The following is an 18,844-nucleotide window of genomic DNA, read 5'->3' as shown; positions in this document are numbered from 1 at the left end:
CCACTTAACATAATCCATATTACAGGTAGTTGGTTAGTTAGGATCGGGTGGGCTTTCCCAGTTTTTCTTATGTAGTGAAATTTTAAGTGTAAGAAAAACGATGACACTTGCTAAAATACGAGGCGAATGCCGATTATTTTAAATCGAACATGACACGATGGAATTTTATGCTAATATAGTGTCATAGCATATCGTTGGAATAGGACACAATTAAAATTTGGTGATGGAAAAAGGATGATGAGGATGATAGAGGAAAATAGATTTCCTGTAATTGAAACCGATAGATTGAATCTAAGACAAGTAACCAAAGATGATGCAGAAAGTATACTGGCGTATTTGTCTGATCAAGATGTCATGAAGCACTATGGGTTAGAACCTTTTGACTCCATTGATGATGCATTGGACGAAATTGCTTGGTACCAAGCAATATTTGAAAAGAAAACGGGCATTAGATGGGGCATTACCTTAAAAGAGCAAGGAAGGATTATTGGCAGTTGTGGATTTCTCAACATCGTCTCAGAGCATCGCCGTTCTGAAATTGGTTTTGAGTTAAGTAAAGAATACTGGGGAAACGGCATGGCCAGTGAGGCGTTAGAGTCAGTCATTACATACGGATTTGAACAATTGAATCTGCAGCGGGTACAAGCATTAATTGAACCTCCTAATATTTCATCACAACGATTGGTAGAAAGAAAGGGATTTATACGAGAAGGTCTTTTGAGAAATTATGAATTTACGTGCGGAAAATTTGATGATTTATTGATGTATTCGTTATTGAAGCAAGACTATGAAAAAATGTCTTATTCGACGTAAACGAACGACAGATTACTAGTACTGAAAAATAGGACAACAATTGGGTACAAACAGTGGATCAATTTATATAATCAGCTTTCATAGCAATTTTCTCTTTAACATAAAGTCTTTCAAATAAGCACCTGTATGGAACAAGGTAGGTGTCTTTTTAATTACTTAGTTTCTGTCTGGTATATAGCAACAGACGAAGATAAACGACTGCAAGCGGGTTTATTGAAAACAGATAATAGAGTTTTACAAGAGTTAAAAATAGAATTAGAATAGTAAAAAATAGAAAATCATAGGGAGAGATGTTTGTGAAAACTATTGGGCTTATAGGAGGAATGAGTTGGGAGTCTTCCTTAGAATATTACCGTATAATTAATGAAGAAGTAAAAGATACATTAGGAGGTTTACATTCAGCAAAATGTTTATTATATAGTGTTGATTTTGATGAGATTGAAAGCTATCAAGCTGAAGGTGATTGGGAAGGAGCGGGAGAAACCTTAGGAGAAGTAGCATTAGCTTTAGAAAGAGCAGGTGCGGATTTTATCGTCATCTGTACGAATACGATGCACAAAGTAATGGAATATATTGAACAAAAGATAAAAATACCTGTTTTACATATAGCCGATGCAACGGCAAATCACATTTTAAAAGGTAAAATAAAAACAGTAGGATTATTAGGAACTAAATATACGATGGAACAAGAATTTTATAGGTCACGATTGAAGTTAAATGGAATCGACGTTGTCATACCAGATAAAGAAGAACGTATTAATGTGAATCGTGTCATTTATGAAGAGTTATGTTTAGGTCAAATTAAGTCTTCATCTAGAGATTATTATCAAGATGTCATTCAACAATTAATTAGAAAAGGCGCCGAAGGAATTATTTTAGGATGTACGGAGATTGGCTTATTAGTGAAACCTGAAGATGCAAAAGTGCCATTGTTCGATACAACTGTTATTCATGCAATCGAAGCAGTAAATGTTGCTTTAGAACATAGTTCCAAAAATGAATGAAGGTAGAAATAAATGGTGTTTTAATTAATTCACACAAAAAGGTGTTTTAAAAAAAGCGAGGTATTAAAATTGGATAAAAAGAAATATTTTATTCTTATGCCACCAGCGACTATATTTATGAGCATCTTGTTTATATTTCTTCTAGGACGTCAGAAATTTTATGCGTTTCTACCTCCAATTATTTTTTGGATTATATATTACATCTGGAACTATAGTGAAAGGAAAAAGGAAAAAACTTGATCAGTCTTATTGTGCTAAGAATCGGTGGTTAAACAGGTTGTACAATACTCATTTAGATAGAATAGAAGGAATGTTCAGTTAAAACACTACGAGGTGAGATCATTATGGAAAAAGCAGAATATGAATGGGTAAAACAAACAAGACAGATTTTATTAGACCAGTGTAAAGAGCTCAGTCAAACTGAAATTACAAAGGAGTTAGGTTTTGGTTTTCAAAGTATCAGAGATTCTTTAGTCCATGTGGCAGGCTGTTATCACGCTTGGTTAGGTTCATTCGTGCTAGCAAAAACTTCTTCACCGCTCTTAACAAAAGAAGCTATACGCGTTATGAAGATAGAGGATATTGAGGGGTATTTCCAGCAAGCAGATCAATATGTAGAGACTATGTTTCATACATTTAACGATGAATGGGAGAAACCGATTGAAAAGGAACCTTCTTGGAAAACAGATAATGTAGCTATCAGAAAAACGCCTCATCAATTATTCATTCATTCTATTACACATGAGTACCACCATAAAGGGCAAATTGCGGCAATGCTTCGTCTACTCGGTTACATACCTAAAAACACAGATATACTAGGATTACCTGATGCGCAGGTTGTCAATAGTCAGTCTGGATTGCGAGAGTGATATTTTTGCATGCTTGTATTTGGCATAAACCTGCAATAGTTAGATTTTTTTGGCACACTGATTGAATAGCCTCATTATTCCTTTGATGTTTATGATAGTATAAAAGTAAATGGATACTTCAGCAGGTACGACAACAGAAGCAGTGCAGCGTTTCTGGTGCGATGTTTTTGGCGGAAGTGCTTCCGTCCGTTTTCATAGAAATGAAGGAAATTGGGGGATGGGCCTTTCTCCGACAGCACAGAGACAGCTTCAAGCAATAGACCTGCTTGTAAAAAGGTTGGACGTATTTGCCTGTAAGCCTGCTAATCACTTTTTAACTAACAGAAATGAAAACGATTGCTATTGCTTTGCGAATGTAGGTCAACAGTATGCGGTCTATTTCCCGGAAGAGGAATCAGTGGAACTCGATCTGTGGGTTTATAATGATGAGTGGAGTGTGCAATGGCTACAGATCGATGAAGCCCACTGGAAACCGGGAAAACGAGTGTCAGTAGAATGGGTAAAAGTAAAAAATGAATATAAAATAGAAGGAAAACTGGCGCTAAAGACACCGGGTTTTGGATCTTGGGTTGCTCTAATAGAAGAAATGGAAACACCCGTTGGGAAGTTGTGACAGCTTAATCAGGTGAAATAGTTTTCAGTTACAACCCTGTTCTTCAGAAAGTGAACAGGGTTGCAGTTAGACTTTAATTTTTGGTCCTTAATGTAACGGAGCTTATATGTTTCGATTATGATACCAGTGGTGAAAAGGAATTGAACGGGAGAGTATGATAAGATAGAGAAAGTTGTAAAGAGCTCTGAAAAGAAAGTAGGTAAATCATGAGTTGGATTGAATCCATAATTAATTATAAAACGTATAATGAGCAGGAAGAAAAAGATAAAGAAATCGTTGTTAACTGTATAAAAAAGTTTGATGATCTTCTCACCAGAGATAACGAAATCGCACATATAACCAGTTCTGCTTTTGTTGTAAATAAAAATAGAAACAAAGCTTTAATGGTTCATCACAATATATTTAATTCCTGGTCTTGGGCTGGTGGGCATGCAGATGGAGACGATGACTTGTTGTATGTGGCAATAAAAGAGGTGAAGGAAGAGACCGGAGTGGAAGATATTCGCCCGATCACTGATGAGATGGTATCGTTAGACATTTTACCTGTATTAGGACATGAAAAAAGAGGGGAGTATGTAGCACCACACCTGCACCTGTCAGTGGCTTATCTGTTAGAAGCAGATGAGGACGCACCACTTATTGTGAAGGATGATGAGAACAGTGATGTTCAGTGGATCTCATTTGAAGAAATAAATACATATTCTGATGAACCACATATGAAGGTAATCTATAGCAAAATAATAGCTAAGATTAAAGACTCTCACATATAACTTATTCACTTAACCTAATGAGCAAAGTTCAGAAATTTGGAATTCGGTGGAAATTAATATAAACAGGAAAAAGAAAATAAAACAACTGACTCCATTTTAATAATGGCATTAGTAATCATACTATTTTTAAAGCAGTCAATTGATCTATTTTTTTGACCTGTTGCCACCATTAACAGATAATATCTTCTGGGTATTCATTTCTGTAGCAATTATTATTGCTTTTTTATATAAAGAAAAACTACATATATCTTGCTGTTATGCTTGTTATTCTAATAGCAAATTTGTTCCATTTTTAGAAATCTAACAAACTCTTATTTCTTCAATTCCACGCCGTTATGTCGTAAAGCTGCATGAAATATTTCTAAACTGGATGGGAGATCTGCTTTGTCTGGCCATGAGTCGGAGTTCCATACTTTTGATTGATACAAGGCACGTGGGCAGTGGATAAAGCACTCTTCTACATCTACACCGATCCCTAATAATGGCGGCTTTCCTTTCAGGCTCATACTGCTTAGAATCTCGGGATTTTTTATGATGGTTGCACGTCCATTTATACGCAGTACTTCTCCAAGTCCTGGAATGAGGAACAATAGCCCAACATGTGGATTGGATAAAATATTGATGATCGAGTCTACGCGTTTATTTCCTGGACGATCTGGAATCACTAATTGTTTGTTGTTTAATACCTGAACGCCACTTGGGAAGTCTCCTTTTGGTGAGACATCGCATTCTCCCTCCGCATTTGATGAAGAAAGAAAAAACAGTGGTGACATTTCTATAAATCTCTTACAATGTTCATCTATTAACGAAGTATTCTTTTTAATGACATGTTCGTGTGGTGTTCCTACTATTGCGAAGTTCCTCTTCTGAAGTAACCGCATCGGCTGAAAAATTGATTCGCTCCATTATATTAACCTCTTTCTTTAACGACAAAGATAATACCTATTTTACAGTGAATGAAAATCGTTATCAATATTTTGTTTTGTAATAACTCGAACAAAAAGTCCCGTTTCCTACTGTGCACTATCTTCCTATTGCGCAAAAAAAATATCTTCACTTTGCTATCGATTTGTGAAAAAATGTAAGTGAGGTGACGAGAAAGCAGATTCATATAAGACTGTTTTGAAAAAAAATGAGGTGACACATTGGGAATATTCTTTAAAAAGATGTCCGAAATCGAATCGAAGAATTGGGAAAAAGGATGTATGGTAGGCTTTTACACTTTCTTAATAGCTTTATTTGCAAACCAGCTATATTTCTTTATTTTCAAAAGTTATTTGTTTTCTAACTTTGCTATCTTTTTGATTGGTTTGGTAGCTGCTTTTGCCTGGTCGTTTATTTTGAATGTAAAAGCAGCAAAAGGAAGGGCAAGAGTTATTGCTTAAATGAATGAAAGATACTGTACTGAAAAAATATGACTTTATATTCAGAAAGAAGTGGGCTATGGAATGGAATTTGTATTTGGTAACTTTGCTATTATTTTACCCTCTCTCCACATTACAATTATTGCAATTAGTGTTATTTTCTTTTTAGTAAGGTGGAGTAAGCAATCTGAAGAATCACGTTTTAAAGTTTTTCTTTATTTTTTGATTAGCACTTACATTACCCCCATTTATTCTCGCAGTACAACAGAAGGTGTCTTTCAGCTTTTGATTCCCTTGGGATTTATATCAGTTTTCGTTTACTTGATTCATAGTAAAAGTAACCATCCATCCAAAATGAAAGCGAGTATTTTAGGTCTTTGCATAGCAATTTACCAGTTAATCTCCAATATGCCCGTTAGTTTGTGCTATTCCACTTATGCTTTACATAATCAAAAGAGATCGTACAATAAACCTGCACGATCTCTATCCATTCACACTATGGTAAAAGCAAAGCTATGCTAACTTAATCTGTCTTTATAAATCAGGGTTTTCGTTTTTAGCTTCATTTACTTTAGGTTTTCGATAGCCACCAGCAATATCTGCTCGTTTAAATTCTTTTGCATAAATAACTTCCTGAGCGTCTGATGGTTCTTCCCCATTTCCTCCTATAGGTTGATACTGTGTTTTTTTAGACATAGTTGTTCATCCTTTCTATTGGAATTGGGCTATATATATTAGTTACCCTTCATATTCGAATGATAAACATAGTAGGTATCGAAAATTTTCGCGTAAAAAATGTTATTGCTTTATTGACTGCCTTACTATGATATACTTCCTGTAGATTAATTGGAAAAGAAAGATTACAATTATATTCCATGATCCTCATCATGAACATCAACGATCCATCCTCTTCACGTATAACCCTATGAAATGTTGTGCTCGCCAATATCATAAATCCTTACAACAAAATAAAGAGATCTCATAAAAGAACCGCAACCTATCAACAAATCTTAAAGAGATGGGTGATTTGTAAGTGTACGTAAGAAATTAAAATGCTGATTTCTTATGTACACATCATAAGAGGAGAGCGTAACGAAAGCACACGCTATTCGATCAAAAGCGAGGAAAGAGAAAAGTGTAATGAACGTAAGAAATTCTCTTTCAAGCAAACCGTACTTCTATATAATTACTCTGTCTAATAACCATCACAGATGATCGATCAACCCCATCTAACTTAACATTTGATTTATGGAGCAGGCGAATTATGCCTGCTTTATTAATAAAATGTGCTTGACAGTCACCACTAATATGCATTACTATATACTAGTAATAAGCAATACAGAATACCGGTATTACAGAGTACTAAAAAGTGAATACAAAAGAGGGATGAATGTGGAAAATAACACAGAAATGATGAAAGGGGTGCTGGAAGGTTGTGTGCTGGAGATCATCAGTCGAGGTGAGACATACGGCTATGAAATCACACAGCAGCTGCGAAAATTGGGCTTCTCCGATGTAGTGGAAGGCACCGTCTATACGATTACGATGCGGTTGGAGAGAAACAATTTGGTTGACATCGAGAAAAAGCGATCCACTGTAGGACCGCCACGAAAATTTTACAAGCTTAACGCAGCAGGTCAGGAACACCTTGCGCTTTTTTGGAGGAAATGGGAATTCGTTTCGAACAAAATGAACGAACTGAGGACGAAAGAAATTAACAGGAGCAATTAAAAGGTGTGGGAAGGAGACTATAATGAACTTTTTTGAAAAAATAACTGGCAGTGATATGACGAAAGAAATGAAGGGCTTTGAAGCACGAGCAAAGGTCTTGCCAGCTGACTATCAAACTGCTTGGGAAGAAATAAAAAGTAATCTATGGCTTCACGGTGATTTCACCGGTCGTAATTTGATGCCGATTCTGGACAGTGCTCTTGAACTGCTGGAAGTTACAGCAGCAGACGGACAGAGTATAGAAGAAGTACTGGGAGATGATATGAAAGGCTTTTGTGCAGCACTTGTTGGGGACGAAGGTGCAAAAACATATAGAGATAAATGGCGTGAGCAGCTCAACAAGAACGTAGCAAGAAAATTAGGAGGACTAAAATGAGCATCAAAAAAATTATGGAAGGCAAAAAAGAATGGAGAGCCCATGTTTCACGTGTCCGTGCACTTCCTCAGGATTACCAGATTGTCTATAAAGAGATACAAAAATATCTTTTTAAAGTGGGTCCTGTTGAGCTACATGAAGGGATAGGACCGCTCTCAGACATTCTCAACTTCTTTGAGGAAGGCGTAGCTAATGGGAAAGGTGTGCTTGAAATCACAGGATCAGACGTTGCTGCTTTCTGTGATGCGCTGATTGAAGATTCAAAAACTTACGCGGATCTCTATCAAGAATCGGTCAAACATAAAGCCGATAAGGGTAAGAAAAAATAGCAGAAACATCTAGTATGAAAAAAATCGCAGATAATATCGACTGAATAGCTGATTATAATGGTAAGTTATCAACTTTACTATTCAGTTTTATTTTTAGCTTAGTACTAAGTGATACAGATTATCGGTATAACTAAATAGTGTAATGCTGACAATGAAAAAGGAGGAAAAATGTATGAGTAATGCAACGATTTCTGTAACAAGACTACAAAAAAGGGGAGTGGAATTTGAGGTGCAACGTGGTGAAATTTTTGCCCTGCTTGGATCAAATGGAGCGGGCAAGACGACAATGGTTAACATTCTCTCGACGCTGATGAAGCAAGACGATGGTGAAGCTAGTATTAGCGGTTTTGACGTACAGCGTCAACCGGATTCCGTTCGCCAGAGCATTAGTCTGACGGGGCAGTTTGCCGCTTTAGATGGGATGCTGACAGGAAGGGAGAACCTGTTGATGATTGCTAAATTGCGAGGAGTACTCGATCCTGCTCAAGCTGCTGATAATCTGCTTACAAGATTCAGCTTGATCGATGCGGCCGACACCCGCGTGGATAAGTATTCCGGCGGGATGAAGCGCCGGCTGGACATCGCCATGAGCCTGGTTGGGAAGCCTGCCGTCATTTTTCTTGATGAACCGACGACAGGGCTTGATCCTGAAGCACGGAAGGAAGTCTGGAATACGGTTAAGGAGCTTGCTAGTGGTGGCACGACGATATTGCTGACGACCCAGTACTTGGAGGAAGCAGAACAACTGGCAGACCGTATTGCCATTTTACATGGTGGAAAAATCATCACGACCGGTACCTTGGCTGAGCTCAAAGAGATGTTCCCGCCAGCGAAAGTAGAATACATCGAGACTAGAGGAAATTTTCCTCGCAATCGTCGGCAAAAAAGGAGGAGATCTAAATGAAAAATAGAACAGGAGTATTGCTTGGACGTTTAATGCGAAATATCATGCGTAGTCCGGATACGATTATTACGGTGGCGGTGACGCCGATCATGATGATGCTGTTGTTTGTCTATGTATTTGGCGGTGCTATCGAAACAGGCACGGATAACTACGTAAATTATTTATTGCCGGGAATCTTGCTGATTACGATCGCATCAGGCGTTGCTTACACTTCTTTGTGACTTTTTAACGATGTAAAGAGCGGGTTGATGACGCGTTTCATTACGATGCCGATCAAGCGCTCTTCCGTATTGTGGGCGCACGTGTGGACATCACTTATATCCAATACGCTCACTATCGCTATTGTTATCCTCGTTGCGCTCTTGATGGGATTCCGCTCTAATGCAGGTATTTTGGATTGGTTTGCAGTAGCAGGGATACTGGGATTGTTTACGCTGGCACTGACATGGCTTGCGGTCATCCCAGGATTAACAGCAGGATCGATGGAAGGGGCGACAGCATATTCGTATCCACTAATTTTTCTGCCGTTTATCAGTTCGGCTTTTGTCCCGACTGAAACCATGCCTGCGATAGTACGTGCGTTCTCGGAGAACCAGCCGGTGACAACTATAGTGAATTCGATTCGAGCCCTTTTGTATGATGGGGTTGTTGGTAGCAGTATTTGGATTGCGCTTGGTTGGTGTGCGGCTATTATGGTTATTGCTTATTTTGTTGCTGGAAATGTGTTTAAGCGTCAGTTAGGATAGGTGTACCTTTGAGTTCATGGTTTCGCCATTATAGATTGCTAGATATGAAAAAACACCTCTTCCCTATTTTGAAAAAGGAAGAGGTGTTTGTATTATACGTATTGCTTCATCCACTCTTGTGAATTAGCCATCACATTATCTAAGAAGGCGATCGTTGATTCATCTGTTAAGTTGCCTTCTGTGTCAAATTTCGTATGCACAGCTCCTACATATACTTCATTGGCACTAAGCACTGGCGAATTTAATCCAGGCGCAAATAAAATATCTCGTAAATGCATCTGTGCTTTAACGGAGCCTAATGTTCCCATTGAAGTCCCCATAATAATAGATGGTTTGCCAATCATTACTTGGTCGACACGACTTAACCAATCAATCGCATTTCCTAATACACCTGGAATAGAGGAATTGTATTCAGGCGTGATCCAAAGCACTGCGTCCGCTTCTTTTACTTTTGCTTTGAAATCAAGAACCTCTTTTGGTGCATCTAACTCTATATCTTGGTTATACATTGGGAGAGGAGTTAAATCTAGAATTTCTACCTCGACTTGATCTGCATAACGTCGTTGAACATGCTTCGCTAGCTGTAAATTATATGAATCTTTACGTATACTTCCTACAATAGCTGCTACTTTCATTGTTTACCTCCAGTAAATAAATATTGATGAGCAATTTTTTCTATTTATACGGCGGCCAACATGGAGCTTTTCAGCACACAATCATGAAATCATAATGTGTTGTTGGCGCTAATCATGTATTATTCGTTGCACATACAAGTGATAGTTTACCAAGTTAGAATAATAGGTGCAAGTAGGGAGTCCTGGCTTGAAAGAAGTGGTTAAGGTAATCGTTTTTGTAAAAGGTATCGAGCGATTGCCGTAGATACAAAAATGCTATCAGCACCTGATTCTGATAGCACCTTCTAGTAGCTATACTCTAACCATCACGAATACACAACATCCTTTTGCTTATTTCTAACCCCAACCTTCAACTGCAACACAACCCGTTCCCCCAACTGAAACTTCTTTATCATTCCACTATGCACAACCCAATCAAGCTCATCAGCCCGAACTGTATAATGAATCTCTTTTCCCTGATATTGAACACTGGTAATCTGCCCCTCGATCCCTTCCTGGTCATCCTTCAAAATCACAAGCTGTTCAGGTCGAATCGGGTAAATTCCTTTTTTCTTTAATGAAATTGAAACACCTAAGTCCGGCCATGTGATAGCGGGATAGGAGGCAGGTGTGAACTGATCGCTTTCCCATGTTCCTTCCATTAAATTCGCTTTTCCTACAAAATTAGCAACAAACGCTGTTGTCGGACGACTGTAAATTTCCTCTGGTGTGCCAATCTGTTCGATCTCACCCTTATTCATCACAACAATCCGGTCAGCCATAGCTAACGCTTCTGCCTGATCATGGGTGACATATACGATCGTTGCGTTTGTGAGATGGTGCAGTTCTTGAATTTCTTTGCGCATTTCCATTCGCAGCTCTGCATCCAGGTTACTGAGCGGTTCATCCATTAATAGAAGCTCTGGTTTTGATGCAATCGCTCGTCCCAGTGCCACACGCTGCTTCTGACCACCTGACAACTCACTAGGCATCCGGTTGGCTAGCTCGGTTAATTCAATGATATCCATCACTTCATCCACTCGCTGAGCAGTATTGGTGCGAATATCTGTCGGTACATATTGATGGTGGAGCAGAGGGAATTCGATATGTTTTCGAACATTCAGGTGTGGCCATAGCGCAAAGGATTGAAAAACCATGCCAATGTTCCGCTTCTCGGGTGGCAGCGTGACATACTTATTGCTCATTTGCTGATCACCAATCGTTATACTTCCATCTGATGGTGAGTCAAAACCAGCCAGTAAGCGCAGTAAGGTTGTTTTGCCGCAACCGGATGGACCGAGAATTGCGATGAATTCCCCGTCCTGAATCGAGATATTGATGTTTTGTAAAGCGGTTGTCTGTTCAAATTTTTTCAATAAATCTTCAATGATGGTGGTCATGTACGTTTCCCTACCTTTCTGTTCCAATAGGACTGTGCCAAATACAAAATCGTAAAACCTAAGATGATCAGCATCACAATCAGGCTCGAGAAAGCAGTCGAATAGGTAGTGTAACCTGCCTGTTCAAAGCCGAAGATAACAACGCCAATTGTTTCTGAATTAGAGGACCAAAGCAAGGAGGACACGGTGAGCTCGGTTAAAGCACTAAGGAAAACGAGAAAAGCGCCAGTTAAGACACCAGGGAAAAGGAGTGGCAGTAAGATCTTACGCCATTTCGACCATCCTTTCGCTCCGCTTACATGTGCCGCCTCTTCCATCGACAGATCCACCTGCATAATCGCTGTAATGCTTCCTCTTACTTGTAAAATTAGAAATCTCGTGATATAAGCAATAAAAAGGATCATGATCGATCCGTAAATGCCAGGATTCCATCCAGGAACAGGCTCCATCCAGGCGAAAATCATTGATAAAGCCATTACGGTTCCCGGCAGTGCATATGGCAATCCAATCGACACCTCGGTAAACTTACTTAAAAAATTTGGCTTTCGTACACGAAGATAGGCAATAGCTGTACCGATTACGATCCCGATAACCGCGGTGACACCGGCAAGCATGGCACTGTTACCTAGCGCTTCTTTTGCTTTGGAACTCGTATTCAGGATAAATTGATAGTTTTCCAGACTAATGGTTTGTAATGAAAAATCAACACCATACGCCGTGATCAGCGATGTCATTCCCATTGAGATTAGCGGTACGACGCCGGTAAGAGAGAAAAATAGCCAGATGATCAGCTCGATCAGCCATTTTCTTTTTCCTAAGAAATAGCGTGGTTGTTTATCTTCAATCGTCGTTTCTAACCGTTTTGATTTTCGTAAAAACAGCCATTGAATCGCTGTCCCGATCAACGCCACCATGCCTAGTAAAACCGAAAAGGTTGCTGCCCTGGCGAAAGCGGAAGGACCGAAGCCGACTACTTGCTGATAAATATAAGTGCTTAACACATTAATTTGTGCCGGTATGCCGAGAAAAGCTGGTATCCCGAAGTTATCCAGGTTTGCCAGAAATGCGAGAAACCCTCCACTGACAATACCCGGCATGGCCAGTGGCACGTTTACTTTTCGAAATGTGGTCCATCGTTTTGCACCTGAAGCCCGTGAAGCTAATTCAAGCTCCCGCGGTATTTTGCCAAAGACACTGACCGTAAGTAAATAAACAAGTGGATAATGCGAAAGCCCAAGGACAAAAATGATGCCTGCCAGACTATACAAATTTATAGGCTCCACGCTAAAAGGAAGCAGAGAAGCAAGTTTCATGTACAGCCCGTCCGTTCCTAGAAATTGTGTCCAGGCTAAGGTTGTGATATAAGACGGGATCACAAAGGGTAATACAATAAAAAGCTGCATCACTCGTTTCGCTCTGATATCGGTGTACGCTACTAACCATGCCAGTGAAACGCCAATAATAAGGGAAATCACAGTCGATCCCGCAACCACAATCAGTGTATTTTTCATGACCTGCCATGTAGCAGCATCCTGCAAAATGGTCGTGTAATTTGCGAACGTTAGATTACCATCAGAAGTGAAACTAAGCATGATTAAGCGATAAATTGGTAAAAGAAAAATCACACAAATCGCAAGTATCGCTAAAATCCTGATGATGCTTTTATGTGAAAAAAGAGAACGTAATGCCAGAGTTGGCATTACTTCTCTACGGTTAGGGTTCTCCATGCTGTCCTCATCCTTATTCTCCAAATAATTGGTTAAACTGTTCCTTGTCTAATTCGCGGTTTTGATACAGTTCATTGATATCTGCATCCAGTACATTCATTTCCTCAATGGTTTTCAGGCCTTCTGGTGCTGAGACATCTTCTCGGATCGGGGTATAACCAATTTCCGCTGCCAATTCTTGCCCTTCTTGTGACAAGACAAAGTCAACAAATGCCTTGGCGGCAGGCTGATTGTCTGTATTGTTCATGATTCCAATTGGTTCTGTTATCACGGGTACACCTTCATCAGGATAAACAAGCTTTACCGGTGATCCGTCTGCTTCTGCACGAGCGACAATGAAGTCGACGACCATACCATATGATTTCTCACCATTTGCTACTGCCTTCAACACGTCGCCATTACCTTGCGTGATCATTGGTTCGTTTGCTTGGATATTTTCATAGAATTCCCAGTCGAAATCGTCATGTCGAGTCAGAACACCTAAATTGTAGGCAGCTGCCCCGGAATAAAGCGGACTAGGCATTACCACTTGACCTGATGAACCTTCATCAGTAAGTACTTTCCATGAAGTCGGCATCTCGCTTACTTTCTCTTTGTTCACCACTAAAGCAGTGGACATTACTTTTGTGCCTGTGTACATACCATCAGAGTCGACAAACGAATCTGGAATTTGCTCTGCCTCGCTGGATTTGTATTCCAGTAACATGTCTTGTTTTTTTAAGCTTTCAAATGTGACAGCATCTGCTACTAATAACACATCTGCCTGGACTTCTCCTGCCTGTTTCTCTGCTTGGACCTTACTGATGACTTCCTCAGTGCCAGATCGGTATACCGTTACATTCACATCCGTATATTGCTCATTGAAAGCGGAAATCAATTTCTCCGCATCTGCGTCAGGTTGAGAGGTGTAGAAGTTTAGCTCACCGGAAACACTGCTTGCATTGCCTTCCTGTGTTTGTCCACATCCAGCTAATAGAGTAAAAATAGTAAGAATGCTGATGAGTAAAAATGAGAATTTAATTTTTGACATGGAAAAATGCCTCCTTGTGTTGAGTAGTGGTATTATGACTACCATTATTACAGATGAATATTAAGAGGGTTTTAATTAAAGTTATGTTTTGATGAAGTGTTTGTAAATTTGGAGAAAAAAAGCAAGGAATCAAGTGATTCCTTGCTTGTTACTCATTTAATTGAGACACGGTAACGGCATAATAGCCTTCTTGTTTTAAGTAAGCTGCTACCTTCTTAAATCCATCAACTGTGGTTGAATGGATATCGTGCATAAGGATAATCGAACCATCTTCGATAGTATCCTTTACCATTTGCAGAATGGCGTCGGGATCGTGGGACTTCCAATCTTCTGTATCAATCGTCCAAAGTGTAGAATCTAAGTCTACTACGCTTCGAATCTCGTCATTAATTGCTCCGTATGGTGGACGGAATGCGGTGGGAGCTTCGCCAGTTGCTTCTTTGATCACATCCGCTGTTGACTGCACTTCCTCTTTAATTTTGGCTTTGCCTACCGTTGTTAAGTCTTTGTGGTGCCAGGTGTGATTGCCGATTTCATGTCCTCTCTTCGCTACTTCTCTGGCGATATCTGGGTAGAAATCAACGCGACTTCCGAGCATGAAAAAGGTGGCTTTCATCTCATATTGATCGAGAATATCGAGAATTTCTAACGTGTTTTCAGGGTGTGGTCCATCGTCAAAGGTAATTGCTACTTTCTTAGCATCATCCGGAATCTTTGACTCTGTTGCATCTCCTTTACCTTCACTTTCATCATCTTCTGGCTCGGTTGGTTTCTCTTGTTCTTCTGATTCCTCTTCTTCTATTTTGAGTTTATCCTTCCATTCTTTCGAAATGATACCTTTTATATCATTTAACGGAATGCGGATGACAGGTCTTCCTGCTGCACCTGCTGTAACCTGATATTCATTAAAGATGAATACAAGCTGATCTTCTTCGATGTACATATTGGAGAATGGAGTGGATTCATCATAAAACCATTTATGTAATTCTTCTTCAAAGAAAAAATCTTGGTAGTCTTCAGATTGAATAAAAGCTTGTTTGAGCTGATCATACAATTGATCTTTGTTTTCTTTTGTATTGGCAATAATCTCATTTTGTTTAATGAATTGGCCATTCTCTAAATCTACCAGATAGACTTTTGACTCCTGTTGCATATTTGCTCCGCCTAAATAAGTATCTTTGTAAAATACAATCGAATACAAATTGTCTTGTATTGGAAAAATATCAAATGATAGAGAGAATGATGCTGACCTTTTCTCTAACCATTCTGGATCTTTATCTTCTAAATCAGCAAAAAAATTATCTTTTGTTTCCTGTACATATGATGCAATTTCATCATCTAATTCTGCTATTTCAAATGCAGGATAGTGTATTGCAGATCTATAATCATCATAAGTAACGTCTGTGACGATGTCTACCCCTTCATACTTCGATTGGGTAATGGTTTCTTCAGTGTTTGGCGTATTAGGATCTTTTTGAAAAAAGGTCATAAGTAAGATAATAAGAGTAAAGATAAGTAGTACACCAATATAAATCATAATCCTCTTAGATGTTGCATTCATGCTTGTCACCCTCTAAATTATTTAATCACAAATGTATATTTTAACCGTCTATTGCACTGGGAAGCAAATAAATTGTTATTCGTTTTGTTTATCAGGGTGACGTTTATATCCGCTGGCGTAATAGAAACGAATGTGCTGACGGATTACAGACGAGATTGTTATTCCGGCATTTGGTGGGAAGTCGAAGTAATGTTTTTATTTAAAAGCACAGGATATTCTGTGCTTCTTTGAAATATGGTTGAAGAAAGTGGGGCAGCTTCTCCTCGTGGACAACTGCTCTGGTCAAAGATCTATGCTCCTGTATGATGTGATTATTGTTGTAGATACCTTTTCCTCATTTCCATTGGTTATAGTAATGAAAAGCATTCTATCGCAACACCAACAAAACGCATACGAGATTCCGTATTTATTAGTGTATTTGTCTTTTTAATGGGTTTGATCCCAATGCCCTTTCCTTTCATTTATTTCTAATATGATATACTGGTAGCGGTTAGTACATATTATTTTTATTACGTTTCACATATCGAAGGAGGGATATTTTGAAACGGGAAGCACTCCAAAGTATTGAATATCAAGTTGCGTTGTTGGTCCGTTTGACAACGGCTCATAGTCCAAAGTTGGGTGTTTTGGATCGATCAGAATATCTTATATTATATCAATTGCAAGCAAGCGGGCCGTTAGGGATTAATGTTCTGGCTGAGCAATTAATGATCAGCATTTCAACAGCAAGTAGACAAGTCAGAAATCTCGAAACGAAAGCATATATAACTCGGCAAGCGGATCCTAAGAATCGCCGAATTAGCCTACTGCAAATCACAGAAGAAGGAAGCGCGGCCCTGAGTAGAGTTCAAGAGGCACGCGCTGCTGGATATGATGAGATTCTTGAAGGTTGGTCGAAGGAGGAACTTAATCAGTTGGAGATGAATTTGAGCCGTCTGAATCAATCTTTTAAAAAGTGGAATAAGTAAGCGAGGGCTAGGGCCATGATCATTCACATGCGAATGATTGTGGCTTTTTTCTATAAGCAGAAAGCATATAATTACCTCATTAAAGCCGATGTTAACAGTTTCTATATTTTTATCGTGACAAATAGTATGTGCGTAGCAAAGCTCCGGAAATATGCCCCACAGGACGAAGTGATTGGTCACTAACAACATTTCAAAATAAGCAATAAGCTAGACATATTCGAAATGTTGGCCAAGTAATATTATTTTTAATCCATTCGTTGTATAATACAACTTGTATTATACAAATTAACTTTGCAAGGAGTCAGTCTGTTCCTTGTGATGGGAGGACAATAGATGAGTCAACAGCTTCAAAGATTAGAACCAACGAGAAATAAAATGGCGATACCGCCATATCTAGTGATCTCTTTTCTAACGATTTTCGCGATAGGAGCGCAGTATTTTTCTAATCTTTCTTATGTTTTAAATCAGGGGGTGATTCAAAATGGGCTTCACATAAGTTCAGATGATTTACTTTTGCCATCCATTTTGTCTAATTTGGCTTTTGCCCTAGGTGTGCCGCTTGGCCCCGTTCTTACCAGACAATTAGGGTTGCGTAGAAATTATTTATTGTTTACGTTGATATTCTTGTGTGGATCGGTTATAGATGTCGTGTCTACTGGGATTGTGACATTGAGTATAGGAAGGGTGGTTCAAGGATTTGGATCAGGCATTTTATTTTTAACCATCCTTCCTGTTAGTTTACGATCGTTTCCGAATAAAATCAGAAACTTATTTTTACTTATGATTATCACTGGATTGTTCGGTGCCAGTGCTCTTGGAGCTTTATGTGGCTCGTTATCCTTATACACAGATTCGTGGAGATGGCTGTTTTTATTTAATGTGATCGCATCCTTGCTCTGCTTCATCATCGGTTATTTCGGACTGCCGAGACAGGAAGAAACAGTCCAGGAACAAACCCGTATCGATAAAAAAGCAGTAGTGTTGCTGTGTGCCACCATCCTTTCGTTCGCAGTCCCATTATGTCGTTTGACTAACGAAGGATTTTCATCCCTTTATGTATGGCCGTTTCTAGGAATCGGACTCCTATTATTGGGCTTATTTATTTATGTTGACCAAAAAGCTGAAGCACCATTAGTTCCTTTTCGGACACTAAAGGCGGCAAAGCCTGTGTCCGGGACAATCATGGCTGTCGTTTCACATGCTTCACTGATTATAGCTATTGCTGGCATTAATGGCTTTTTGCAACATAATATGGATCTTTCTTATTTGCATTTCGTTTACTTTTATGCCTGGTTCTTTGTTGGCATTATAGGCAGCGCCATTCTTAAAACGCTGCTCTATGATAAATTAGGAGCAGGGGTGCTTGGTATGCTGGGATCCCTTGTGGTGCTTTATGTGAGTTTCCAATGGATGGTAATTGAGACAGATATATCTTTGCCATTCTTATATTTTCAAATCGCATGCCTTGGTTGTGGAGTAAGTATGGTTCTTGTATCAGGAGCACTGGGTACGGCCTTAGCTGGTGATATCCATCAGGCATCCATGCGGTCCGCTACGTTGCACTCTATCCGCAACTTTATAGGCGCGACTCTGTCTCCGTTAGTTGGCTGGCTATTGCTAAGACAGAATACCATTCACTATCAAGAAATCAAGCAACATGTAAATGTCGAAGAGGCATCAAGTCAGTTAGAAGGGACCGTCAAAAAATCTGCCATACTAGGTGCATATCATGATTTATTTACCATTTTATTCATCCTGGGGTTCATTATGTTTGTCGCGTCCGTTGTAAAAATGACCACAGGAAAAGGGCGTGCACTCGTTCAGAAGTGAAAATGAAAAGCATTAGAGTGAGTAATACCGTTCATTTGTGTTGTACAGTCAAATAGCTAACGGCAAGTATAAGAGAAATACTTTTATACTTGCCGTTTTTTATACGATTTTACAAATGATTTAGAAAATGGAACACTTTTTGCTGTAGGGAAACTGAAAATATAAAAAGTAAAAATGTAATATTATGTTAGTATA

Annotated in this window: 18 protein-coding genes and 2 pseudogenes; 13 read left to right on the top strand and 7 right to left on the bottom strand. The window is 39.1% G+C overall.

Going from position 1 to position 18,844, the window contains the following annotated elements:
• The first annotated feature begins 243 nt into the window (after positions 1-243).
• The 5 genes from MUN88_RS01095 to MUN88_RS01075 all read left to right on the top strand — a co-directional run bounded on the left by MUN88_RS01095 (position 244) and on the right by MUN88_RS01075 (position 4,069).
• Positions 244-813, top strand: a complete 570-nt coding sequence (locus MUN88_RS01095) for a GNAT family N-acetyltransferase (RefSeq protein ID WP_244719845.1) — start codon at positions 244-246, stop codon at positions 811-813.
• Positions 814-1,109: 296 nt separating this feature from the next.
• Positions 1,110-1,817, top strand: a complete 708-nt coding sequence (locus MUN88_RS01090; protein WP_244719842.1) for an aspartate/glutamate racemase family protein — start codon at positions 1,110-1,112, stop codon at positions 1,815-1,817.
• Between the two features lie 344 nt (positions 1,818-2,161).
• Entirely contained in the window at positions 2,162-2,686 is a 525-nt protein-coding gene (locus tag MUN88_RS01085) for a DinB family protein (protein ID WP_244719839.1), read from the top strand.
• Between the two features lie 109 nt (positions 2,687-2,795).
• Positions 2,796-3,299 (top strand): hypothetical protein, encoded by a 504-nt coding sequence (locus tag MUN88_RS01080; RefSeq protein WP_244719836.1) that lies wholly within the window; start codon positions 2,796-2,798, stop codon positions 3,297-3,299.
• A gap of 206 nt (positions 3,300-3,505) precedes the next feature.
• Positions 3,506-4,069, top strand: coding sequence for an NUDIX hydrolase (locus tag MUN88_RS01075; protein ID WP_244719833.1), 564 nt, complete (start codon positions 3,506-3,508; stop codon positions 4,067-4,069).
• Positions 4,070-4,380: 311 nt separating this feature from the next.
• On the opposite strand, the gene MUN88_RS01070 is transcribed toward MUN88_RS01075, so the two are convergent.
• Positions 4,381-4,950 (bottom strand): MSMEG_1061 family FMN-dependent PPOX-type flavoprotein, encoded by a 570-nt coding sequence (locus MUN88_RS01070; protein ID WP_244719831.1) that lies wholly within the window; start codon positions 4,948-4,950, stop codon positions 4,381-4,383.
• Between the two features lie 264 nt (positions 4,951-5,214).
• On the opposite strand from MUN88_RS01070, the gene MUN88_RS01065 reads away from it, so the two are divergent.
• Positions 5,215-5,454, top strand: coding sequence for a hypothetical protein (locus tag MUN88_RS01065; protein ID WP_244719828.1), 240 nt, complete (start codon positions 5,215-5,217; stop codon positions 5,452-5,454).
• Between the two features lie 513 nt (positions 5,455-5,967).
• Here MUN88_RS01065 and MUN88_RS01055 read toward each other — a convergent pair.
• Complete coding sequence (locus MUN88_RS01055) at positions 5,968-6,129, bottom strand: YfhE family protein (RefSeq protein ID WP_244719826.1); 162 nt, start codon at positions 6,127-6,129, stop codon at positions 5,968-5,970.
• 696 nt (positions 6,130-6,825) lie between these two features.
• Here MUN88_RS01055 and MUN88_RS01050 point away from each other — a divergent pair.
• The 5 genes and pseudogenes from MUN88_RS01050 (at position 6,826) to MUN88_RS01030 (ending at position 9,519) form a co-directional block, all read left to right on the top strand.
• The gene (locus tag MUN88_RS01050) at positions 6,826-7,164 is read left to right on the top strand and encodes a PadR family transcriptional regulator (protein ID WP_244719823.1); all 339 of its coding nucleotides are present in this window, start codon (positions 6,826-6,828) and stop codon (positions 7,162-7,164) included.
• Between the two features lie 22 nt (positions 7,165-7,186).
• Positions 7,187-7,540 (top strand): DUF1048 domain-containing protein, encoded by a 354-nt coding sequence (locus MUN88_RS01045; protein ID WP_244719821.1) that lies wholly within the window; start codon positions 7,187-7,189, stop codon positions 7,538-7,540.
• Positions 7,537-7,869 (top strand): DUF1048 domain-containing protein, encoded by a 333-nt coding sequence (locus MUN88_RS01040; RefSeq protein WP_244719819.1) that lies wholly within the window; start codon positions 7,537-7,539, stop codon positions 7,867-7,869. The genes MUN88_RS01045 and MUN88_RS01040 overlap by 4 nt, the downstream gene beginning before the upstream one ends.
• A 172-nt stretch (positions 7,870-8,041) precedes the next feature.
• Positions 8,042-8,780: pseudogene (locus MUN88_RS01035) on the top strand (ABC transporter ATP-binding protein).
• Positions 8,770-9,519 (top strand): annotated as a pseudogene (locus MUN88_RS01030) (ABC transporter permease). Before MUN88_RS01035 ends, MUN88_RS01030 begins: the two co-directional pseudogenes overlap by 11 nt.
• Positions 9,520-9,611: 92 nt before the next feature.
• On the opposite strand, the gene MUN88_RS01025 reads toward MUN88_RS01030, so the two are convergent.
• The 5 genes from MUN88_RS01025 to MUN88_RS01005 all read right to left on the bottom strand — a co-directional run bounded on the left by MUN88_RS01025 (position 9,612) and on the right by MUN88_RS01005 (position 15,851).
• A complete protein-coding gene (locus tag MUN88_RS01025; protein WP_244719817.1) occupies positions 9,612-10,154 on the bottom strand; it encodes an NADPH-dependent FMN reductase in 543 nt (180 codons plus the stop codon).
• A gap of 305 nt (positions 10,155-10,459) precedes the next feature.
• A complete protein-coding gene (locus MUN88_RS01020; protein ID WP_244719815.1) occupies positions 10,460-11,533 on the bottom strand; it encodes an ABC transporter ATP-binding protein in 1,074 nt (357 codons plus the stop codon).
• On the bottom strand, positions 11,530-13,260 hold the full coding sequence (locus MUN88_RS01015) for an ABC transporter permease (protein WP_244719813.1): 1,731 nt from the start codon (positions 13,258-13,260) through the stop codon (positions 11,530-11,532). Before MUN88_RS01015 ends, MUN88_RS01020 begins: the two co-directional genes overlap by 4 nt.
• Before the next feature lie 13 nt (positions 13,261-13,273).
• A complete protein-coding gene (locus MUN88_RS01010) occupies positions 13,274-14,290 on the bottom strand; it encodes an ABC transporter substrate-binding protein (protein WP_244719811.1) in 1,017 nt (338 codons plus the stop codon).
• Positions 14,291-14,438: 148 nt separating this feature from the next.
• Positions 14,439-15,851 carry a polysaccharide deacetylase family protein gene (locus MUN88_RS01005; protein WP_244719809.1) on the bottom strand — a complete coding sequence of 471 codons (1,413 nt, stop codon included), beginning with the start codon at positions 15,849-15,851 and terminating at the stop codon, positions 14,439-14,441.
• Positions 15,852-16,390: 539 nt separating this feature from the next.
• Between MUN88_RS01005 and MUN88_RS01000 the strand changes: the two genes are divergently transcribed.
• Positions 16,391-16,819: a MarR family winged helix-turn-helix transcriptional regulator gene (locus MUN88_RS01000; protein ID WP_244719807.1), complete on the top strand. Its 429-nt coding sequence runs from the start codon at positions 16,391-16,393 to the stop codon at positions 16,817-16,819.
• 333 nt (positions 16,820-17,152) lie between these two features.
• Entirely contained in the window at positions 17,153-18,649 is a 1,497-nt protein-coding gene (locus MUN88_RS00995; protein WP_244719803.1) for an MFS transporter, read from the top strand.
• Positions 18,650-18,844 lie beyond the last annotated feature (195 nt).

The sequence above is a fragment of the Gracilibacillus caseinilyticus genome (genome assembly GCF_022919115.1).
Classification (GTDB): Bacteria; Bacillota; Bacilli; order Bacillales; family Amphibacillaceae; genus Gracilibacillus; species Gracilibacillus caseinilyticus.
The sequence above is the reverse complement of the archived record's forward strand: the minus strand, read 5'-3'. Positions and strand labels throughout refer to the sequence as shown.